This window comes from Bacillus sp. DTU_2020_1000418_1_SI_GHA_SEK_038, assembly GCF_032341175.1.
Lineage (GTDB): Bacteria > Bacillota > Bacilli > Bacillales > Cytobacillaceae > Cytobacillus.
In genome coordinates, this window is the sequence record NZ_CP135435.1 from 2053601 (window position 1) to 2072199 (window position 18599).

General features: G+C 40.0%; 16 protein-coding genes and 3 rRNA genes. 15 read left to right on the top strand and 4 right to left on the bottom strand.

The features are described from left to right. Window positions 1-45: 45 nt before the first annotated feature. From RRV45_RS10205 to RRV45_RS10245, 9 genes are all read left to right on the top strand, one after another. Complete coding sequence (locus RRV45_RS10205; protein WP_315668709.1) at window positions 46-405, top strand: YciI family protein; 360 nt, start codon at window positions 46-48, stop codon at window positions 403-405. Between the two features lie 517 nt (window positions 406-922). Continuing rightward, window positions 923-1246 (top strand): hypothetical protein, encoded by a 324-nt coding sequence (locus RRV45_RS10210; RefSeq protein WP_315668710.1) that lies wholly within the window; start codon window positions 923-925, stop codon window positions 1244-1246. 284 nt (window positions 1247-1530) lie between these two features. Next, window positions 1531-1785, top strand: coding sequence for a DUF1292 domain-containing protein (locus RRV45_RS10215; protein ID WP_315668711.1), 255 nt, complete (start codon window positions 1531-1533; stop codon window positions 1783-1785). Between the two features lie 691 nt (window positions 1786-2476). After that, window positions 2477-4027, top strand: a 16S ribosomal RNA gene (locus RRV45_RS10220). Between the two features lie 432 nt (window positions 4028-4459). Continuing rightward, window positions 4460-7395, top strand: a 23S ribosomal RNA gene (locus RRV45_RS10225). Between the two features lie 78 nt (window positions 7396-7473). Beyond that, window positions 7474-7590: ribosomal RNA gene (gene rrf / locus RRV45_RS10230) — 5S ribosomal RNA — on the top strand. Together the 16S, 23S and 5S rRNA genes form the textbook arrangement of a ribosomal RNA operon. 113 nt (window positions 7591-7703) lie before the next feature. After that, complete coding sequence (locus tag RRV45_RS10235) at window positions 7704-8558, top strand: tyrosine-type recombinase/integrase (RefSeq protein WP_315668712.1); 855 nt, start codon at window positions 7704-7706, stop codon at window positions 8556-8558. Between the two features lie 165 nt (window positions 8559-8723). Next, window positions 8724-8927 carry a hypothetical protein gene (locus tag RRV45_RS10240; RefSeq protein WP_315668713.1) on the top strand — a complete coding sequence of 68 codons (204 nt, stop codon included), beginning with the start codon at window positions 8724-8726 and terminating at the stop codon, window positions 8925-8927. Window positions 8928-9272: 345 nt separating this feature from the next. After that, a complete protein-coding gene (locus tag RRV45_RS10245; RefSeq protein ID WP_315668714.1) occupies window positions 9273-9434 on the top strand; it encodes a DUF3934 domain-containing protein in 162 nt (53 codons plus the stop codon). 173 nt (window positions 9435-9607) lie between these two features. Here the strand turns inward: RRV45_RS10245 and RRV45_RS10250 are convergent, their stop codons facing one another. After that, complete coding sequence (locus RRV45_RS10250) at window positions 9608-10048, bottom strand: YaiI/YqxD family protein (RefSeq protein ID WP_315668715.1); 441 nt, start codon at window positions 10046-10048, stop codon at window positions 9608-9610. A gap of 652 nt (window positions 10049-10700) precedes the next feature. On the opposite strand from RRV45_RS10250, the gene RRV45_RS10255 reads away from it, so the two are divergent. The 4 genes from RRV45_RS10255 to RRV45_RS10270 all read left to right on the top strand — a co-directional run bounded on the left by RRV45_RS10255 (window position 10701) and on the right by RRV45_RS10270 (window position 14333). Further along, window positions 10701-10883 carry a hypothetical protein gene (locus tag RRV45_RS10255; protein WP_315668716.1) on the top strand — a complete coding sequence of 61 codons (183 nt, stop codon included), beginning with the start codon at window positions 10701-10703 and terminating at the stop codon, window positions 10881-10883. Between the two features lie 238 nt (window positions 10884-11121). Further along, entirely contained in the window at window positions 11122-11589 is a 468-nt protein-coding gene (locus tag RRV45_RS10260; protein WP_315668717.1) for a VOC family protein, read from the top strand. Window positions 11590-12000: 411 nt separating this feature from the next. Next, window positions 12001-13278 (top strand): IS110 family RNA-guided transposase, encoded by a 1278-nt coding sequence (locus RRV45_RS10265; protein WP_315667004.1) that lies wholly within the window; start codon window positions 12001-12003, stop codon window positions 13276-13278. Between the two features lie 386 nt (window positions 13279-13664). Then, entirely contained in the window at window positions 13665-14333 is a 669-nt protein-coding gene (locus tag RRV45_RS10270) for a DNA alkylation repair protein (RefSeq protein ID WP_315668718.1), read from the top strand. Between the two features lie 303 nt (window positions 14334-14636). Here RRV45_RS10270 and RRV45_RS10275 read toward each other — a convergent pair whose 3' ends face one another. From RRV45_RS10275 to RRV45_RS10285, 3 genes are all read right to left on the bottom strand, one after another. Then, a complete protein-coding gene (locus RRV45_RS10275) occupies window positions 14637-15005 on the bottom strand; it encodes a DUF4180 domain-containing protein (protein WP_315668719.1) in 369 nt (122 codons plus the stop codon). An 848-nt stretch (window positions 15006-15853) separates the two neighbouring features. Next, window positions 15854-16285: a hypothetical protein gene (locus tag RRV45_RS10280; protein ID WP_315668721.1), complete on the bottom strand. Its 432-nt coding sequence runs from the start codon at window positions 16283-16285 to the stop codon at window positions 15854-15856. Next, window positions 16282-16488 (bottom strand): helix-turn-helix transcriptional regulator, encoded by a 207-nt coding sequence (locus tag RRV45_RS10285; protein WP_315668722.1) that lies wholly within the window; start codon window positions 16486-16488, stop codon window positions 16282-16284. Before RRV45_RS10285 ends, RRV45_RS10280 begins: the two co-directional genes overlap by 4 nt. A 536-nt stretch (window positions 16489-17024) precedes the next feature. Here RRV45_RS10285 and RRV45_RS10290 point away from each other — a divergent pair. Together RRV45_RS10290 and RRV45_RS10295 are read left to right on the top strand one after the other, a co-directional pair. Then, window positions 17025-17852 carry a tyrosine-type recombinase/integrase gene (locus RRV45_RS10290; RefSeq protein WP_315668723.1) on the top strand — a complete coding sequence of 276 codons (828 nt, stop codon included), beginning with the start codon at window positions 17025-17027 and terminating at the stop codon, window positions 17850-17852. A 267-nt stretch (window positions 17853-18119) separates the two neighbouring features. Then, complete coding sequence (locus RRV45_RS10295) at window positions 18120-18464, top strand: hypothetical protein (RefSeq protein WP_315668724.1); 345 nt, start codon at window positions 18120-18122, stop codon at window positions 18462-18464. The last annotated feature ends 135 nt before the right edge of the window (window positions 18465-18599 follow it).

The following is an 18599-nucleotide window of genomic DNA, read 5'->3' on the forward strand; positions in this document are numbered from 1 at the left end:
AGTTAATTAGGGGATTTGTCTCTAAAAAAGAGGGAGGAAATTTTTATGCTGTTTATGATGATTGTCAAAGCCTCGAAGAATTCAGAAGCCGGAAAGCTTCCGAGTTCTGAGCTCATTGAAGCCATGACGAAGTACAATGAGGAATTAGTTAAGGCAGGCGTGCGAGTTGCAGCTAAAGGACTTCATCCAAGTTCAAATGGGATTCGCATTTCGTATCCGAAACCAGGGGAAAAGCCGGTTGTTACGAATGGCCCATTTACGGAATCGAAAGAATTGATTGCCGGATTCATTCTGATTGATGTGAAGTCGAGGGAAGAAGCCATCGAGTGGGCCATGCGGATGCCGGACCCGCAAGGACATGGGGAAGGTCAAATTGAATTACGTCAAGTATTTGAGGCACCGTAGCAAAACTAAAAAACAGTAATGATTTTATTTTAATCAAATTACCGAATGATCAAAAGAATCCTGGAGAAGAAACCTATGTGATGTTCTTCAACTAACTGGAACATTCAACAAGAAAAAGTAGTTAAGATCTTTAATAATTTGGCGCGATTCAAAAATATGAATTGCGCTCTATTGGCCTCTAAGGGTCATTTAATGGAGGAAGAATTTAAAGAGAAATTGAATACATATGGTATTGCTAGTGTGGTGTTTATGGAAGATTGTATTTAAACTCTCTCAGTTTTATAAGATTTTCTCCTCAATACTCGCTATGGGTGCAGGTTACTTAAATTTTTTTGAACTCCCATTATGGCGCTTCCTAACTATTTTCATACTCTGTGGTGCAGACTGATTTTGTCCTGCATGGCTGCCTAAAGGGCTGGGTAATGGAGGTATTTACCTACCCGAAGTAAATTAAGCGATTAATTTTTAATGGTTATACTAAGAATATATATGATTAAGATAAGTAAGGAGCGAGAAGATGCCACGAAGGTCTGCACAGACAAATGAAGCGATGGATACGGAAAATATTATTCATTTGCCAAATAATGAACAAAACAATGACGAAGTTGGTAACCTTTCTCGTATGTTAGCAGCAGTGTTGGACTATCTGTCAGATGAAGAAGTAGATGAGATAGATGTCCAATACATTTTGGAAAAGACGGAAGGTCTTCGAGAATGGTGGAATCTATATCGAGAAAGCAACAGGAAACTAATTGAGGAAGAAATTAGGGAATCTTTAGGTGAACTGTCTTTGGAAGAACTTCAAAGGATCCGTGAACAGATAAAAGAAAAACAGGATTGAATGTACAGCGTTAAATGAACCTAATGGCAAACAATATTATTTGAAGGAATCATTACAAAAAACATTTGCATTCTGCTTTAATTGGGATGCTTTATTCTTCTTTAGATAGCGGAGCAGGTTAGTGGTAGTTCAAACCTTCATGTAATTTTGTTACATATTAATTTTAAGTTTAATGTTTAAATCTTTATTTCCTTCAAGAATCTACTTTGGAAATAAAATGATTATGAATCCTTCTAAACAAAGTTTCGTGCAAGACAATATTAAAAAAGGAGAGGGGTTACCTCATGGAAAACGTTGAAGTAGGTGAAATATTTACAAATGACCAGGGCGAGGAAATTGAAGTGCTGGCGGTGGTAAATATGGAAGGGACAGATTACGTTGCACTCGGATTTGTGGAGGATCTTCAAGAAGAAATCGAGGAAGACATTGATATTTTCTTTTTAAAAGTCAACCAGGATGGAAATTTCATAGCCATTGAAAGCAATGAGGAATTCGACAGAGTTTCTTCAGCCTTTGATGAAATAATGCAAGAAGACTAATACTTTACAGGACAAATGAAAACCTTGCTAATGCAAGGTTTTTTGTTATCGTGCACCATTCTTTCTTGACAGGTCTAGATTTTTTAAAAAAACATATTTACAGGGAGCTGGATACTAATACTAAGGTTTAGATGATAAAATTTTGAAGGTTTCTGATTAAACTATTGGGGAGTTTAGTGAAAGAAGGAATAGTTTGCTTGTGGTTAAAATGAAGAAAAAGTTTAAGTATTACGAGTAGTAATAGTAACTTCTTTATGAACTGAACTTACTCAATTAGTAAAAATCTATAAAAATGCAAGTTTGTAAGGTATTTTTGATTAAAAAATAAAAAATAAAAATTCTTCTTTTGTGTTTACTTTTATTTCAATAGGTAGTAATATAGTAATTCTCCGATTAAGAATTAATTTATACAATATTATCTGGAGATATTTTTTATAAAAAAAGTAAAACAGAAGTTGACTTCTGTGAAAATGGGTGGTATAGTAATAACGAAGCGTTGGTTGGCAATCATGAACAACTTAAATCGCTTTGAAAAACTTTTTAAAAATAGAAGTTGACTTCTGCGAAGTTAACTGATATAATAAGTTTTGTAGCAAGTTAGTTCTTTGAAAACTAAACAAAGCAAAAACGTCAACGTTTAACTTTTAGTCTTTTTTTAAAAAAGACATTTATGAGCTAATCAACTCACAATTTATTGGAGAGTTTGATCCTGGCTCAGGACGAACGCTGGCGGCGTGCCTAATACATGCAAGTCGAGCGAACTTGCGGGAGCTTTCTCTCGGGAAGTTAGCGGCGGACGGGTGAGTAACACGTGGGCAACCTGCCTGTAAGACTGGGATAACTTCGGGAAACCGGAGCTAATACCGGATAATTCTTTCTCTCTCATGAGGGAAAGCTGAAAGATGGTTTCGGCTATCACTTGCAGATGGGCCCGCGGCGCATTAGCTAGTTGGTGAGGTAATGGCTCACCAAGGCAACGATGCGTAGCCGACCTGAGAGGGTGATCGGCCACACTGGGACTGAGACACGGCCCAGACTCCTACGGGAGGCAGCAGTAGGGAATCTTCCGCAATGGACGAAAGTCTGACGGAGCAACGCCGCGTGAGTGATGAAGGTTTTCGGATCGTAAAACTCTGTTGTTAGGGAAGAACAAGTACCGGAGTAACTGCCGGTACCTTGACGGTACCTAACCAGAAAGCCACGGCTAACTACGTGCCAGCAGCCGCGGTAATACGTAGGTGGCAAGCGTTGTCCGGAATTATTGGGCGTAAAGCGCGCGCAGGCGGTCCTTTAAGTCTGATGTGAAAGCCCACGGCTCAACCGTGGAGGGTCATTGGAAACTGGGGGACTTGAGTGCAGAAGAGGAGAGTGGAATTCCACGTGTAGCGGTGAAATGCGTAGAGATGTGGAGGAACACCAGTGGCGAAGGCGACTCTCTGGTCTGTAACTGACGCTGAGGCGCGAAAGCGTGGGGAGCGAACAGGATTAGATACCCTGGTAGTCCACGCCGTAAACGATGAGTGCTAAGTGTTAGAGGGTTTCCGCCCTTTAGTGCTGCAGCAAACGCATTAAGCACTCCGCCTGGGGAGTACGGCCGCAAGGCTGAAACTCAAAGGAATTGACGGGGGCCCGCACAAGCGGTGGAGCATGTGGTTTAATTCGAAGCAACGCGAAGAACCTTACCAGGTCTTGACATCCTCTGACAATCCTAGAGATAGGACTTTCCCCTTCGGGGGACAGAGTGACAGGTGGTGCATGGTTGTCGTCAGCTCGTGTCGTGAGATGTTGGGTTAAGTCCCGCAACGAGCGCAACCCTTGATCTTAGTTGCCAGCATTCAGTTGGGCACTCTAAGGTGACTGCCGGTGACAAACCGGAGGAAGGTGGGGATGACGTCAAATCATCATGCCCCTTATGACCTGGGCTACACACGTGCTACAATGGATGGTACAAAGGGCTGCAAGACCGCGAGGTTTAGCCAATCCCATAAAACCATTCTCAGTTCGGATTGCAGGCTGCAACTCGCCTGCATGAAGCCGGAATCGCTAGTAATCGCGGATCAGCATGCCGCGGTGAATACGTTCCCGGGCCTTGTACACACCGCCCGTCACACCACGAGAGTTTGTAACACCCGAAGTCGGTGGGGTAACCTTTTGGAGCCAGCCGCCTAAGGTGGGACAGATGATTGGGGTGAAGTCGTAACAAGGTAGCCGTATCGGAAGGTGCGGCTGGATCACCTCCTTTCTAAGGATGAATTAAAGCAGTTAATGCTTTAATAAAAGACGTTTTTGACTTTGTTTAGTTTTGAGAGAATTATCTCTCAGTATATTGCTCCTGCGCCGCAGTGATTTGAGGAGGCAAATCCTCAGCTCGTCGCAAGGTAGCATGAAGAAATGCTACGATGCCAAATCACGATGTGATTGAAGTCAGTAGCCTTGTTCCTTGAAAACTAGATATTGAACCAATTCAAAATTGACTGAGTTTAACGCTTAATTTAGTGATTCTCTTTATTTGAATAGAGAAAAAGCCAATCACGATTTACGAAATCGTGAGGGAAATGAGAAGCAAGCAGATCAAGGAAGCGACCGAACGAGCACCGGAACGTACGCAGTTGGTACGTGAGGAGCACAGCGAGAGAGCTGACGCAGAGATGCGCCGCTTATCATTTGCCGAACAGGTTAAGTTAATAAGGGCGCACGGTGAATGCCTTGGCACTAGGAGCCGATGAAGGACGGGACTAACACCGATATGCTTCGGGGAGCTGTAAGTAAGCTTTGATCCGGAGATTTCCGAATGGGGGAACCCACTGTTCGTAATGGAACAGTATCTTTACCTGAATACATAGGGTATTGAAGGCAGACCCGGGGAACTGAAACATCTAAGTACCCGGAGGAAGAGAAAGCAAACGCGATTCCCTGAGTAGCGGCGAGCGAAACGGGATTAGCCCAAACCAAGAGGCTTGCCTCTTGGGGTTGTAGGACACTCTATACGGAGTTACAAAGGAACGAGGTAAATGAACAGGTCTGGAAAGGCCGGCCAGAGAAGGTAAAAGCCCTGTAGTTGAAACTTCGTTCCCTCCAGAGTGGATCCTGAGTACGGCGGGACACGTGAAATCCCGTCGGAAGCAGGGAGGACCATCTCCCAAGGCTAAATACTCCCTAGTGACCGATAGTGAACCAGTACCGTGAGGGAAAGGTGAAAAGCACCCCGGAAGGGGAGTGAAATAGTTCCTGAAACCGTGTGCCTACAAGTAGTCAGAGCCCTTTAACGGGTGATGGCGTGCCTTTTGTAGAATGAACCGGCGAGTTACGATTACATGCAAGGTTAAGTTGAATAGACGGAGCCGCAGCGAAAGCGAGTCTGAATAGGGCGAATTGAGTATGTGGTCGTAGACCCGAAACCAGGTGACCTACCCATGTCCAGGTTGAAGTCCAGGTAACACTGGATGGAGGACCGAACCCACGCACGTTGAAAAGTGCGGGGATGAGGTGTGGGTAGCGGAGAAATTCCAATCGAACTTGGAGATAGCTGGTTCTCTCCGAAATAGCTTTAGGGCTAGCCTCATGTTGTTAGAATCTTGGAGGTAGAGCACTGTTTGGACTAGGGGCCCTCATCGGGTTACCGAATTCAGACAAACTCCGAATGCCAAAGATTTATCCATGGGAGTCAGACTGCGAGTGATAAGATCCGTAGTCAAGAGGGAAACAGCCCAGACCACCAGTTAAGGTCCCAAAGTATACGTTAAGTGGAAAAGGATGTGGAGTTGCTTAGACAACCAGGATGTTGGCTTAGAAGCAGCCACCATTTAAAGAGTGCGTAATAGCTCACTGGTCGAGTGACTCTGCGCCGAAAATGTACCGGGGCTAAACGTATCACCGAAGCTGTGGATGGACATCTGCGATGTCCGTGGTAGGAGAGCGTTCTAAGGGCGTTGAAGCTAGACCGTAAGGACTGGTGGAGCGCTTAGAAGTGAGAATGCCGGTATGAGTAGCGAAAGATGGGTGAGAATCCCATCCACCGAATGCCTAAGGTTTCCTGAGGAAGGCTCGTCCGCTCAGGGTTAGTCGGGACCTAAGCCGAGGCTGAAAAGCGTAGGCGATGGACAACAGGTTGATATTCCTGTACCACCTCTTTACCGTTTGAGCAATGGGGGGACGCAGGAGGATAGGGTAAGCGCGCTGCTGGAATAGCGCGTCTAAGCAGTTAGAGTGCAAGCGAGGCAAATCCCGCTTGCGTTAAGCTTGAGCTGTGATAGCGAGGGAAATATAGTACCGAAGTTCCTGAATCCACACTGCCAAGAAAAGCCTCTAGCGAGGGAAAAGGTGCCCGTACCGCAAACCGACACAGGTAGGCGAGGAGAGAATCCTAAGGTGAGCGAGAGAACTCTCGTTAAGGAACTCGGCAAAATCACCCCGTAACTTCGGGAGAAGGGGTGCTCATTTGGGTGAATAGCCCGGATGAGCCGCAGTGAATAGGCCCAGGCGACTGTTTAGCAAAAACACAGGTCTCTGCGAAGCCGCAAGGCGAAGTATAGGGGCTGACGCCTGCCCGGTGCTGGAAGGTTAAGAGGAGGGGTTAGCGCAAGCGAAGCTCTGAATTGAAGCCCCAGTAAACGGCGGCCGTAACTATAACGGTCCTAAGGTAGCGAAATTCCTTGTCAGGTAAGTTCTGACCCGCACGAAAGGCGTAACGATCTGGGCACTGTCTCAACGAGAGACTCGGTGAAATTATAGTACCTGTGAAGATGCAGGTTACCCGCGACAGGACGGAAAGACCCCGTGGAGCTTTACTGTAGCCTGATATTGAATTTCGGTACAGCTTGTACAGGATAGGTAGGAGCCTTGGAAGCCGGAGCGCCAGCTTCGGTGGAGGCATTGGTGGGATACTACCCTGGCTGTATTGAAATTCTAACCCGCGCCCCTGATCGGGGCGGGAGACAGTGTCAGGTGGGCAGTTTGACTGGGGCGGTCGCCTCCTAAAGAGTAACGGAGGCGCCCAAAGGTTCCCTCAGAATGGTTGGAAATCATTCGAAGAGTGTAAAGGCATAAGGGAGCTTGACTGCGAGACCTACAAGTCGAGCAGGGACGAAAGTCGGGCTTAGTGATCCGGTGGTTCCGCATGGAAGGGCCATCGCTCAACGGATAAAAGCTACCCCGGGGATAACAGGCTTATCTCCCCCAAGAGTCCACATCGACGGGGAGGTTTGGCACCTCGATGTCGGCTCATCGCATCCTGGGGCTGTAGTCGGTCCCAAGGGTTGGGCTGTTCGCCCATTAAAGCGGTACGCGAGCTGGGTTCAGAACGTCGTGAGACAGTTCGGTCCCTATCCGTCGTGGGCGCAGGAAATTTGAGAGGAGCTGTCCTTAGTACGAGAGGACCGGGATGGACGCACCGCTGGTGTACCAGTTGTCTTGCCAAAGGCATAGCTGGGTAGCTATGTGCGGACGGGATAAGTGCTGAAAGCATCTAAGCATGAAGCCCCCCTCGAGATGAGATTTCCCATAGCGTCAAGCTAGTAAGACCCCTGAAAGATGATCAGGTTGATAGGTTTGAGGTGGAAGCGTGGCGACACGTGGAGCTGACAAATACTAATCGGTCGAGGACTTAACCACATTGAAGCGTGATACAAAGTGAATATGAATTGGCCAATATCTAGTTTTGAAGGTACAAACCTTCAACAATTAAAAAGGTCTAGTGGCAATAGCGAGAAGGTCACACCCGTTCCCATCCCGAACACGGAAGTTAAGCTTCTCAGCGCCGATAGTAGTGTGGGGCTGTCCCCATGTGAGAGTAGGACGTCGCCAGGCAATGAATAGGCATCCATTAGGGGTGCTTTTTTTTATATATTATTTTCGCAGAAGTTTACTTCTTGTTTTATTGCGGTTATAATAAAAGTATTATTAGCTAGGAGGGACATAAGTTGACAAATTATTCTGGAGAGGTTATTCCGCTGATTCTTGATTTTTGTAAATGGCTAGTCGAGCAAAATAAATCCGCTAATACAGTTAAAACATACGGCCGAGAACTTGAAAGGTTTCAAGAATGGCTTCAAAAGAACGATTCTGATTTAAACCATTTGCGTAAGAGTGATATTAAATATTATATTACTCACTTAGAACAGCAGCAAAAAAGCCTAGCAACAATTGATAAAATAGTTGGTGTCATACGTACTTTTGCGAAGTACCTGCAGCAACCTGAACTTACTTTTGGTATTGAACTAAAACCTGTAGTAAGAAATGAAGAATTTGAAACATTATCTGATGCACAGTATCAAGTTTTGATAGAAAAGGTATATCGTAATAGTGATCTGCGAGATCGGGCTATCGTCTATATCCTGTTGCACACTGGAATTCGTGTTTCAGAATTATGTAATTTAAACTGGGAGCATGTCAACTTTGAAAAAAATGAGATAACTATTGAAAAAGAAGAAGAAAGACGTGCCATTCCTCTATCTAAGGATGCAAGAGAGCATTTAAATGAGTATTTTAGGGTCCATCCATTAAAGCAACAGGCGATTTTCATCTCGAAAACAGGTAACCGATTAACAGAAAGAACCATCCAATACATGCTTAAAAATTATGATGTAACCCCAAATCAATTAAGACATACTTTCTGCCAACGGCTCGTTGATTCTAATGTCGATCTTGAAGTTGTTTCAAAACTTGCTGGCATTAAGGATTTAAATCTTATCAAAAGATATGTTAAAAGCCCCGAGGTAAACAGAGGATTAGAGGAAGTCATTAATAATGCTTTTATTAATAACACGCTAGGATAGGTTGTTAACGTAAGGGTGGTTTAAGGACATTTTTTATTACCCTTCCATTAATTTTAAATTCGACAGTTCATCCACGCGAAGGCGAAATGCTTATTTAAATAAAGAGATTATAAAAGTTTTTATTGGGGATTATACAGATTAAAATTAAATATGGAGTTGATTATTGTGAACGAGCGGAAATCAGCTAATGAGGTTGCCGAGGCAGAAATCAAAATCATTGAACAACTCGAAGATGGTAAGGTCAATGGCACAACAAAAGGAAGTACTGAGGAAACAACAGCAAACCTTGAATTGCAGGCAAAATTCAGCAACGAAGATGGTGAGCCTGAAATAGGTACATCCCCGGCAGCCATTGTAACACCTTCATAAGGAAGAAGTAAAAGATGATAGTGAAGTCGGCGAGCCGACTTCTTTTCTTATTGTGCGAATATTTTCAGTGAATTGTAGAGTATTTCACTTCCCTCAGCGGTAAAAGAAGTATTGGAAATTTAAAATATTCCTATTAGGAGTGGTGGTTGTTCCATATTCGGGCCCGATTGCAGAAAATTATTGGATGAAAATGATAAAACTTTTTTATGGAAAAAGTATACTTTACAATGGTATGGGTAACTGGAAGGATGTTACTTATTGCAATATGTTTGGTTAATAACCGAGTTAAATGACTGAAACTAACCAGATAGGTAACTTAACCTAGAATAATAATGGAGTGATTTTATGAGTAAAGCTAAAGGAAAAGGTGGAACAGGGAGAGGAACAGACAAGAAGGGATGGAATCGTTGGCAAGCTAGTGCAAACAAAAAAAGGAGTGCAAAACCTTATATAAGTAAAGGTACAAAAAAAACGGATGTTGAAAATGACCCCACGAGCAAAAGTTAAAGTACTTATCCGAAAAATATAGCGAATGCTGAATAAATACAATATTTAATTACCCAACGTGTGCGAGCTCCTTTAAAGGAGTTCGCTTTTTTCCTTTTCTGCTGGGGCAGGTTAATTTTATATTTGTCACAATTTATTTTTTAAGGTTTTTCTTAAAAATGAACGGTTCTTTTTTAAATTGAAATCGCTCTTTTAAAAAGCCTCTTAAACTTCTCCCTATCTTCTGCTGTAAATGGTTTTGGCCCCTTTGTACGCTTACCACTTTTTCGAGCCATTGCACTTAAATAACGTGTTTGTAATAATTGGTCAATGTTTTCATTTGTATAACTAGACCCATTATGGTGAAGTACAGCACACCCCTTTGCTAAACCTAGTGAAGCAAGACCATAATCTTGCGTAACGATTAGATCTCCTTTTTCTGCTAACTTCATAATCCGATAATCAGCAGCATCTGCTCCAGAATCAACATAGATGGTTTCCACTCCTGATGGTTGTTCCGCATTAGAAAAATGAGAAAAGCTTGTAACAAGGATAACGGGAATTTCAGCATTCGTACCTTCAGAGATAATGATATCTTTCACCGGACAAGCATCTGCATCAACATAAATTTTCATCTTTACCTCTCCCCGTAAGTAAGTTAGAGTTGATGATAATGGGAAATTTAGCCTTTGTCAAACCATAAAGAGGGTTTACCTAAAATCATTTAATAACAGTTGTTCTATTAAGGGGCTAGATTGCCGAATAAAAACTACCTAAAACTAATAATTGATAATAATAAATTAATATCTATATGGTAATTTATCAGCCCATCATATGAGAATTCATCAGTGCTGCACTATTCTAATCCATTAGATAAAGATACCCAAAATTTAGCAGACTTTTATGTTAACCATTCACAAAGGATATGCTGGTCTTGATTAAGCAGGCGGTGGAGTGGTATCTACTGGAGAAGATATGTTGAAAATTATGAAAGCGTTAGTATCCTATCAATTAGTGAAAAACATAATCCTTATCAGCTAAAGGATTGCGATTGCTCAATAAACGATAACCATTCTCTTGTTGAATTAAGTTCAGGTTTATGCAATAACAATAGAAGATTATTCTAGGACAATCTTGAATGAGTAGTATATATTTAAGCTTTTTTGGAGTTGCAAAATGGAGCTTTATGTATTTAGCAAAGATAGTGGTAAGAGGATCTCAAAATTTAATGCAGATTTTGTTATGTAAAGTATTAATCAAACTGAAAAGACAATTCATGTAGGTTACATGTACTTAGAAGAAAACGGAATTATTGGCCTTCATAAAGCAGTAGTACCTCAATTTCAATTAATTTTAAATGAGGATGTTTATGTTCGAGGTAAAAAAGAGAATATATTAAAGTTCAATCAGGATATGCTGTTTTTTGGGAGAAAGATGAATGGCATGAAACCAATGATTACAGCCATTTAAATGTACCGACATAGTATTTACCACTAAATGATAAGTTTACCATAGAATGACACAATGTTTACCACTGCAAATCCTTCTAATCAGTCTTCTATACGTAGTAAACCTATACTGAGCAATAAATATGATGATTATTAGGTGACTTTGTGAAACAAAGCTAACGGAGCAGGATTGTTGAAGAAGATATTCTTTTAACGTAAAGTTTAAAGTACAAAATTTCTATATATGGGGGATGGGTAAAATGATAAAGGGGCTTTATGAAGCACATTTACCTGTGAAAAATTTAGAAGTTTCGATTGAATTTTACAGAAAATTAGGTTTAAAATTTGCTTGGCGTGATGAAGATACTGCATTCTTTTGGATAGAAGAAGGGAAAAGTTGGTTGGGATTGTGGGAAGGAAATGAATACCAAACTCCATATCATCCTTCTTTAAGGCATATTGCTTTTCGTGTCACATATCAGAATTTAAAAGAATCATTAAAATGGCTTGAATCCATACAAGTTGAACCTGTTCCATTTGGAAGTAGAATTTCAATTGATCCTTTTGTAAGACCAAATCAAGGAAATGCTTCGGTTTACTTTGATGACCCAGATGGAAATAGTTTAGAATTGGTGTGTTATGTTGACGTTCCCAATGAATTAAAACATATCACAGAAAAGTTTTCATTTGAGGATTGGGAGAATTTAGTTAATAGTAAATTAAAATAATCAAGCACTCTTTTCCTCAAGATTGTGAAGAATTGTACTTAAAATATCGGGGGCGTTTCTTTAAAAAGGAATGCTCTTTTCGTATCCAATTAAAAGGAAGTAAATGTTATTATTATATTAAAGATATTTGCTCTTCTATTATAGGTGGAGAAAGCTTTAAAACGATATATTTTACAATATTAAAAAAGGTAAACTTTGGAGGTACACCACTGCAATAAGACTTTTAACGAAATTAAGTTCTTGATATATCCCATCAAGGACATATTATGAAACAGTGCTTTAATAAAGGAGCATTCCTGTTAGAAGTATTTTCGGGGACTTGAAAAAAAAAGAGCCCTCTTGGTATGATACGGGGTGTCAAATCGTGTGGCGAATTGACCCCTAACTTAGTTAACCAAGGAGGACTCCAAAATGGATTTTAAACAAAATCAGAAAATAAATCAAGTCACCGAAAAAACACTAGTTGTGGGAATCGACATTGCCAAGCGGACACACTTCGCTTGTTTTGTAGATGACCGTGGACGAGTGCTCCAAAAATCATTCTCTGTTTCTCAATCTGGAGATGGATTCGAGCTTTTCTATCAACGTATTCTCGCTGCAATGAGAGAAAACGGAAAAACAGAAGTCATTATCGGGATTGAACCGACTGGCCATTATTGGCTCAATATCGCCTATTTCCTTGAGGAACGGGGCATCCCCCTAGTCATGGTTAATCCTATGCATGTTAGACGGTCGAAAGAGTTGGATGATAATTTGCCAACGAAGCATGACCGCAAAGATGCACTTGTGATTGCTCGTCTTTTAAAAGACGGACGGTTCAGCTATCCCCGTATCTTGAAAGGTATGGAAGCTGAACTTCGCGTCGGGTCAACGTTAAGAAGCAAATTGACAGAAGAACTAGGGTCTGTAAAAAACATGATCATTCGCTGGTTAGATCGCTATTTTCCTGAATTCACTCAGGTTTTCCCATCATTCGGAAAAATGGCTATGGCCGTACTTGAATGTACTCCATTTCCAAGTGATCTTCACCAGAAACAGCCTGAAGAAATTTTAGCGCTTTATCGGAAGGTCGATGGGTTAAAATCCCCTCAAAGACCGAAAGCAACGAGAATCATTGAAGTCGCCGAGAGGTCTATTGGTGTAACTGAAGGACATAAGATGGCCCGTATTGAAATAGCCACACTTGTCCGCCGTTACCATCAGCTCGAAAAAGATATCGAAAGCATTTCTCAACACTTAGTTAATCTTGTAAAAACGACTGTAGAATATGAATGGTTATCAACGGTTCCAGGGCTTGGAGATACAACAATTGTCGATTTATTAGCTGAAATCGGAAGCTTTTCTCACTACGAAGATCCACGCCAACTAATCAAACTCGCGGGATTAACGTTACGTGAAAACTCCTCTGGCTTGCACAAAGGACAAAAGCGCATCTCCAAACGAGGCAGAAGAAAACTACGTGCCCTCCTGTTCCGAGTGATGATGCCGATGATTCTCCACAACGAAGCCTTTAAAAAGTTACACGAGTATTATACAAACCGTAAGGTTAATCCCTTACGCAAGAAGCAATCCATCGTAGTTCTATGCGGTAAGCTATTAAAAGTACTACATGGGATAAGCACTAAGCACAAAGCGTTTGACGAACAGCGAATGATGAGGGATATTCCTAGTCTCGTAGAGGCTGCGTAAAGCTCTACGTCCCCTTATACCTAGACAAAAGGATGACACGGAGAAGCTGGCAATATTTTCACCATTCGACCGAGAGTCCCTAAAGGAGCTTCGCTAGCCTCTGCCTTATGACTAGACCGAACGAAGGAATGTAGGCACACTGATGCCCAGAGACATGGGAGGGTACGTCATCATAAGCTACGCAGAGATCCATTGTGCATCTCATAATTTCCTATCACTACTTTCTATTATTATCCAGTAGTGACCGCGAAGCGTACCCATATGTTGGAATAGTTTCACATAATATAAAAATATTGTTAGGAATCGTGTCGAAAAATATTTTTTTGACACCTCAACAATGGGTTAAACCATTGATATATCAACATTTATAGAGGGAGTTGTATAAAATGAATGAAAATAAAGGTACAGAAATAAAACGCTTTTCAAAAGCAGAAAACATTCTACCTCAGATCAATAGTAAAACTAAGCTAGGCGACTTACGAAAAATCGCGAAGGACATTAAAAAAGATCACGAACTAGCTATGGAACTTTGGTCAACCGAAGAGTTTTTGCCCAGACTATTGGCAATCTTAATTATGGATAAAAAACTTCTTTCACAAGATGTGCTAAATAAGCTTGATAAGGATATGCAGACTCACACTTTTGATGAGCGAAATAACTTAATGGATTGGTTAATGGCTAATCAGCTCACCAAAGACAAGAAGAAAATTGCATTGATGGAGTCATGGGAAAATAGCCCTTCTGCTCTTCAAAGGCGAGCTTTCTGGTATTATCAAGCGCGATTGAGATGGACTGGACAAACACCGCCTGATAACACATCAGACTTACTATCTGCATTAGAAGCAAATATTACGCAGGAAGAACCGGAAGTTCAATGGGCTATGAATTTCACCGCCGGCTGGATAGGCGTTTATGATGAAAAGAATCGTGCACGTTGTATTAAACTTGGTGAGAAAACGGGTCTTTACAAAGATGAAATAGTAGCAAAAGGATGTACGCCCAGCTATTTACCGGAGTTCATTACGATTGAAGTTAACAAACGGCATAATAATTAGTTACCTTTGAAAAATTTATTAGGTTTAATGCAAAAAATAAAGGAATTCAAAGCCTCAATATGAAAATTGTAAAAGGCTTGGACCGAAAAATAAAGAAAACAACGCGTTATGGCAGCTAGTTAGTTAAAATATGCAAGGAAGATGTAAATGATTAACTTACTATCTCTTTTTGATCTGTAGGGCGCTTATCTTTAAGAAGAACAACTTTCCAGCTGCGCAGTACAAAAATACTGTTGAAAAAACTTTTAATCGAGCGAGACGGAAAAAACGAGCCAGAAATTGCCCGAACCTTCTTTAAAAACCTTATATTGCATTAGATAATTTATCTATTGCATCTTGTTCTGATGAAACAAAAAATATTTTGTTACCCTTATTACATTCATAAATGAAATCTTTAAGTGGTTTACTAGTATAAGAAGAAAAATCCCCTAAGATTGCAAACTTAATATTGTAGATAATGAATTTTTGAAGGATACCGCCTGCAAGTTTTGTACTGAGATTAAAGAATTCTTCAGAAAATCCATCCTTGTTTAGTGCAATTCGGTTACTGCCTGTTTCGCTGCTAAGAGTCATTATAAAATCCAATGCACTTTGTTCATCAGATAAAAACAATGAATCTGCACGAGCAATTGCAATGATATGTCCATTCTTTTCTGTCTTTGTTATATTCAAATTAAACACTCCAATCCAATATAATTATTTATTAAATAGGTACATCGGGTAAATAATAGGTACGAAAGAGTTGCTTTCCGTTAGGTCCTTACTATCCATGGAGAGAACGCTAAGCTTCGTCACATTTTCTCCTTAAAAAAAACAATTTTCTTTGTGGGTTTAGGATTAATAGAATATAAAACCACATTTTTTATTACGTTTTAATGCACGTTTGTTAAATTCTAGAATAAGCTAGAGGCTATGCGCCTGTCCTAATTATGGACTATTGCTTTTTCATAATACCTGCTGCTTGAAGCTTTGCTAATAGCTCATTAAAGTTTGCTACTAACTCAGGTAGTGTAGTGCAGTAGAGTCAGTTTGGTGCTCTATCTGAAAACTAACCTCATCGGGTTGTATCTTAACTAGAGTGCCTAGTCCGGGTATAAGCTTTTTACCCTCGTGTGCCATAGTTATCACCTCGTTTCAAATTAAACCGATTTCATATCTCTACCTTGGAAACCCCTATATATAAGGGCTGTATGGGAAGCAATAGCATTCCGCAGATTATTGAAGTGTTCTACTTTATTCGCTGTAGTTCCTTTCTTAAATCCACTCGATGCAATATTAATTCTTCAAAACCATATTGCAGTACTAATTGTTGAATAATTTCTGTTCCTATCCCTTTAACTGATACTTATGTGACATAGATTGAAATATTGGTGATGAATCACGAATTTGATAGAGACTTTGTCGAATATCTTCATGTAGTTCTCCAAACCACGCTGCTCTTTTGCCATATGTCTTCTAAACTAACAGCATGAAAAAAAGTAGCAGTGTTTGATTACACATAAAGAAGTAGATGAATTTTATTACATCTCTTTATTAAACTTGAAACGGTAATAAGTGCCATATACAAGGATAAGCAGATAGGAAAAAACAAATAGCAATAACACTACTAAATCTATACCCATCAAGGTAAATGCTAACATTAAGGCTCCAAACACAAAAACCATCATGTCATAAGCTTTCGCTTTTGCCTGATTAGCGATTGCCAAATTACGCTCATCATTTTTGCCAATCTCCAGCTGCTTTGCTGCGGCGGGAGCACTCTTCATAGCACGTTGGAGGACTATTTCTCCCATACCGTGACCGAAAATAACACAGCCCAGCCCAACACAGATATAAGGCAATGCTCCCAGCATACCTTGTAGACCTTCATTTGTTTTGATGAAGTACAGACCTCCTGATAGTAGGCCTAAACCTACAACGGTAAGAATATAAGCGGAAATAGATTTTTTCATACCTTATCGTCCTCCTCATAAATAAAGATTTCTTCAATAGTCATACCGAAAAAACGTGCAATCTTAAATGCTAAAAGAATTGATGGGTTATAACGTCCGTTTTCCAGCGAACCGATAGTTTGCCTTGATACTTCAAGAGCCTTTGCTAATTCTTCTTGTATAATTCCGCGTTGATTGCGGATTTCTTCTAAACGGTTGTTCATCGTTTATCCTCCTCATGGAAAGTTGACTTTCCATAAGGGGGGTATATCGCACAATGCAAATAATGTAAAGTGTACTTTCCGTTTTTGGTGAAGCTTTTTAATTTCAGATGGGTTGATAATGATATTCGTCCAGATAATATTCGGCTTTTCAATACCGATAAGCCTATAGAACGCTACAAGAATTTGTGTGAGGTAAAATGGCTCGCCAAAGGGATGATAGAGGACTTAGATTTTACGCTACATGGATATTGAACGGATTCTAATGTTGAATAAGCACGATGAAAAACAACAGATAAATTTATTGCACAGTACAACGATACTGGCAATACATAATCTTTAAGAGACGATTACCCTAAAAGTAATCGTCTCTTTCTTATTCGAAGGATAAAATCTAAGAAATTAAGAAGCTGTTCCTACTCAGTGGTATTTTTGCTGTATGTATAGGTAATCCTTAGTTACTAATTAGAGCTAAGGAGAGTTGATTATTATGAATCTAGGTGAGCAAATATTATCAGATTTAGTTGCTACTTTAAAAGTTGTATCCTAATATTGAAGTGGAAACTACAAAGAATAAATTATCTACTGTTCTATCAGAGTATTATTTTCAAAGAGTTGAGTTAGATGAGGTACATCCTGACCTTGAGGATAAAATACAATTGTTCATCTCGGCAAAAAAACTAGAAGGTTTAAGTTCTATTACTCTAGACAACTACCTCATGGAATTAAGTATGTTTGCTGATATCGTAAAAAAGAAGGCAGAGGACATAACTACAGCAGATGTTCGAATGTATTTAAGTCAAGATGGGACCTTAAAAATGAGCACAATTAGAAAGAAATTATCTGTAATAAAGAGTTTTTTTAGTTGGTTAGCTTCAGAAGAATATATTAAACGTGATCCAACGACCAAATTAATAGCTCCAAAAGAGGAATACCGTCTTCCTAAATCATTATCAATTCAAGAACTAGAAATGCTAAGAGAATCCTGCGATACAGTCAGGCAGCGTGCTTTTCTAGAAATTTTATATGCGACGGGTTGTAGATTGTCTGAAGTTCATGGATTAGATAAAGCTGATATCAATCTACAAAATATGAGCACATTAGTTATTGGTAAAGGTGATAAACAAAGGGAAGTCTATTTTTCGATTAGAGCAATGTATCATTTAGATAAATATTTAAAAGGAAGAAATGACAACTGTGAAGCTTTGATGATTACGGAGAGAAAACCTTACAGAAGGTTATCAAAACGAGGAATACAAAGAGAAATAGGTATAATCGCTCAAAAAGCAGGTTTACAAGACAAAGTAAGTCCCCATGTTTTAAGACACACTTTTGCTACTTTAACATTAAATAATGGTGCTGAATAGTCCACCTGATACGACACTAAGGTATGCAAGGATTACTCATGAGCGAAAGCGAGAGCAGCATAAAAGATATCTAATTCAATAATTGACATTAGACAATTACTGCGCAGTACTAACAAAGCCTAATGAAAAGGTAAGAACCTAGGAGTATTCAAGAGTTTTTTACATTCGTTATAGGAACAGAATAGAAAAAACAACAGGATTTGAATGATGAGTTTTACTTTAAAAACGGCTATGATTATCTCAAGTAATTTTTTTGAGGTGATAATTATGAAGAAGCAGCCACCTTTTGAAGAATGGGGATATAAGTTAGTTCCATCCTCCTACGGAGAGCTAAATGGACAGAAAAGGTATAACCGTGTTTCCTTTGGTGCCTCATTTTGGCATACATCTGACCCAGATAATATTCATCGAGCCTGTACTGTTTTTGTACAATTTTGTACAAATCCTAATTTCAAAGCCGCATTAAAAAAAGGAGAAATTAAGATTGATTACCCTTGCCATATTCTTGATGTTGATTTGGAAGTTGTATTAGCTACGACGATTGCATTCAATGTGATCGTCATTTCGTATTTGACTAAAAAGTGCACATTAAATTTCTTCATTTTTAGGTAACTTTGAGAAAGAATGTACTTAAGCTAACGGGCAGGTGTGCGGCCAAGCATAGGTCGTATCATATAGCGGGTGGGATTCCCATCGAGTTGAAATATGGGATGCTCATTATGGATATTTGTACAATTATATGAAAGG

Bases quoted from the DNA above. Each gene is read 5' to 3' on its own strand.
- RRV45_RS10250 (WP_315668715.1), bottom strand. From the start codon at position 10,048: ATGAAAATTTATGTTGATGCAGATGCTTGTCCGGTGAAAGATATCATT.
- RRV45_RS10210 (WP_315668710.1), top strand. From the start codon at position 923: ATGCCACGAAGGTCTGCACAGACAAATGAAGCGATGGATACGGAAAAT.
- RRV45_RS10260 (WP_315668717.1), top strand. From the start codon at position 11,122: ATGATAAAGGGGCTTTATGAAGCACATTTACCTGTGAAAAATTTAGAA.
- RRV45_RS10255 (WP_315668716.1), top strand. From the start codon at position 10,701: ATGTACTTAGAAGAAAACGGAATTATTGGCCTTCATAAAGCAGTAGTA.
- RRV45_RS10285 (WP_315668722.1), bottom strand. From the start codon at position 16,488: ATGAACAACCGTTTAGAAGAAATCCGCAATCAACGCGGAATTATACAA.
- RRV45_RS10270 (WP_315668718.1), top strand. From the start codon at position 13,665: ATGAATGAAAATAAAGGTACAGAAATAAAACGCTTTTCAAAAGCAGAA.
- RRV45_RS10280 (WP_315668721.1), bottom strand. From the start codon at position 16,285: ATGAAAAAATCTATTTCCGCTTATATTCTTACCGTTGTAGGTTTAGGC.
- RRV45_RS10265 (WP_315667004.1), top strand. From the start codon at position 12,001: ATGGATTTTAAACAAAATCAGAAAATAAATCAAGTCACCGAAAAAACA.
- RRV45_RS10245 (WP_315668714.1), top strand. From the start codon at position 9,273: ATGAGTAAAGCTAAAGGAAAAGGTGGAACAGGGAGAGGAACAGACAAG.
- RRV45_RS10205 (WP_315668709.1), top strand. From the start codon at position 46: ATGCTGTTTATGATGATTGTCAAAGCCTCGAAGAATTCAGAAGCCGGA.
- RRV45_RS10215 (WP_315668711.1), top strand. From the start codon at position 1,531: ATGGAAAACGTTGAAGTAGGTGAAATATTTACAAATGACCAGGGCGAG.
- RRV45_RS10295 (WP_315668724.1), top strand. From the start codon at position 18,120: ATGAAGAAGCAGCCACCTTTTGAAGAATGGGGATATAAGTTAGTTCCA.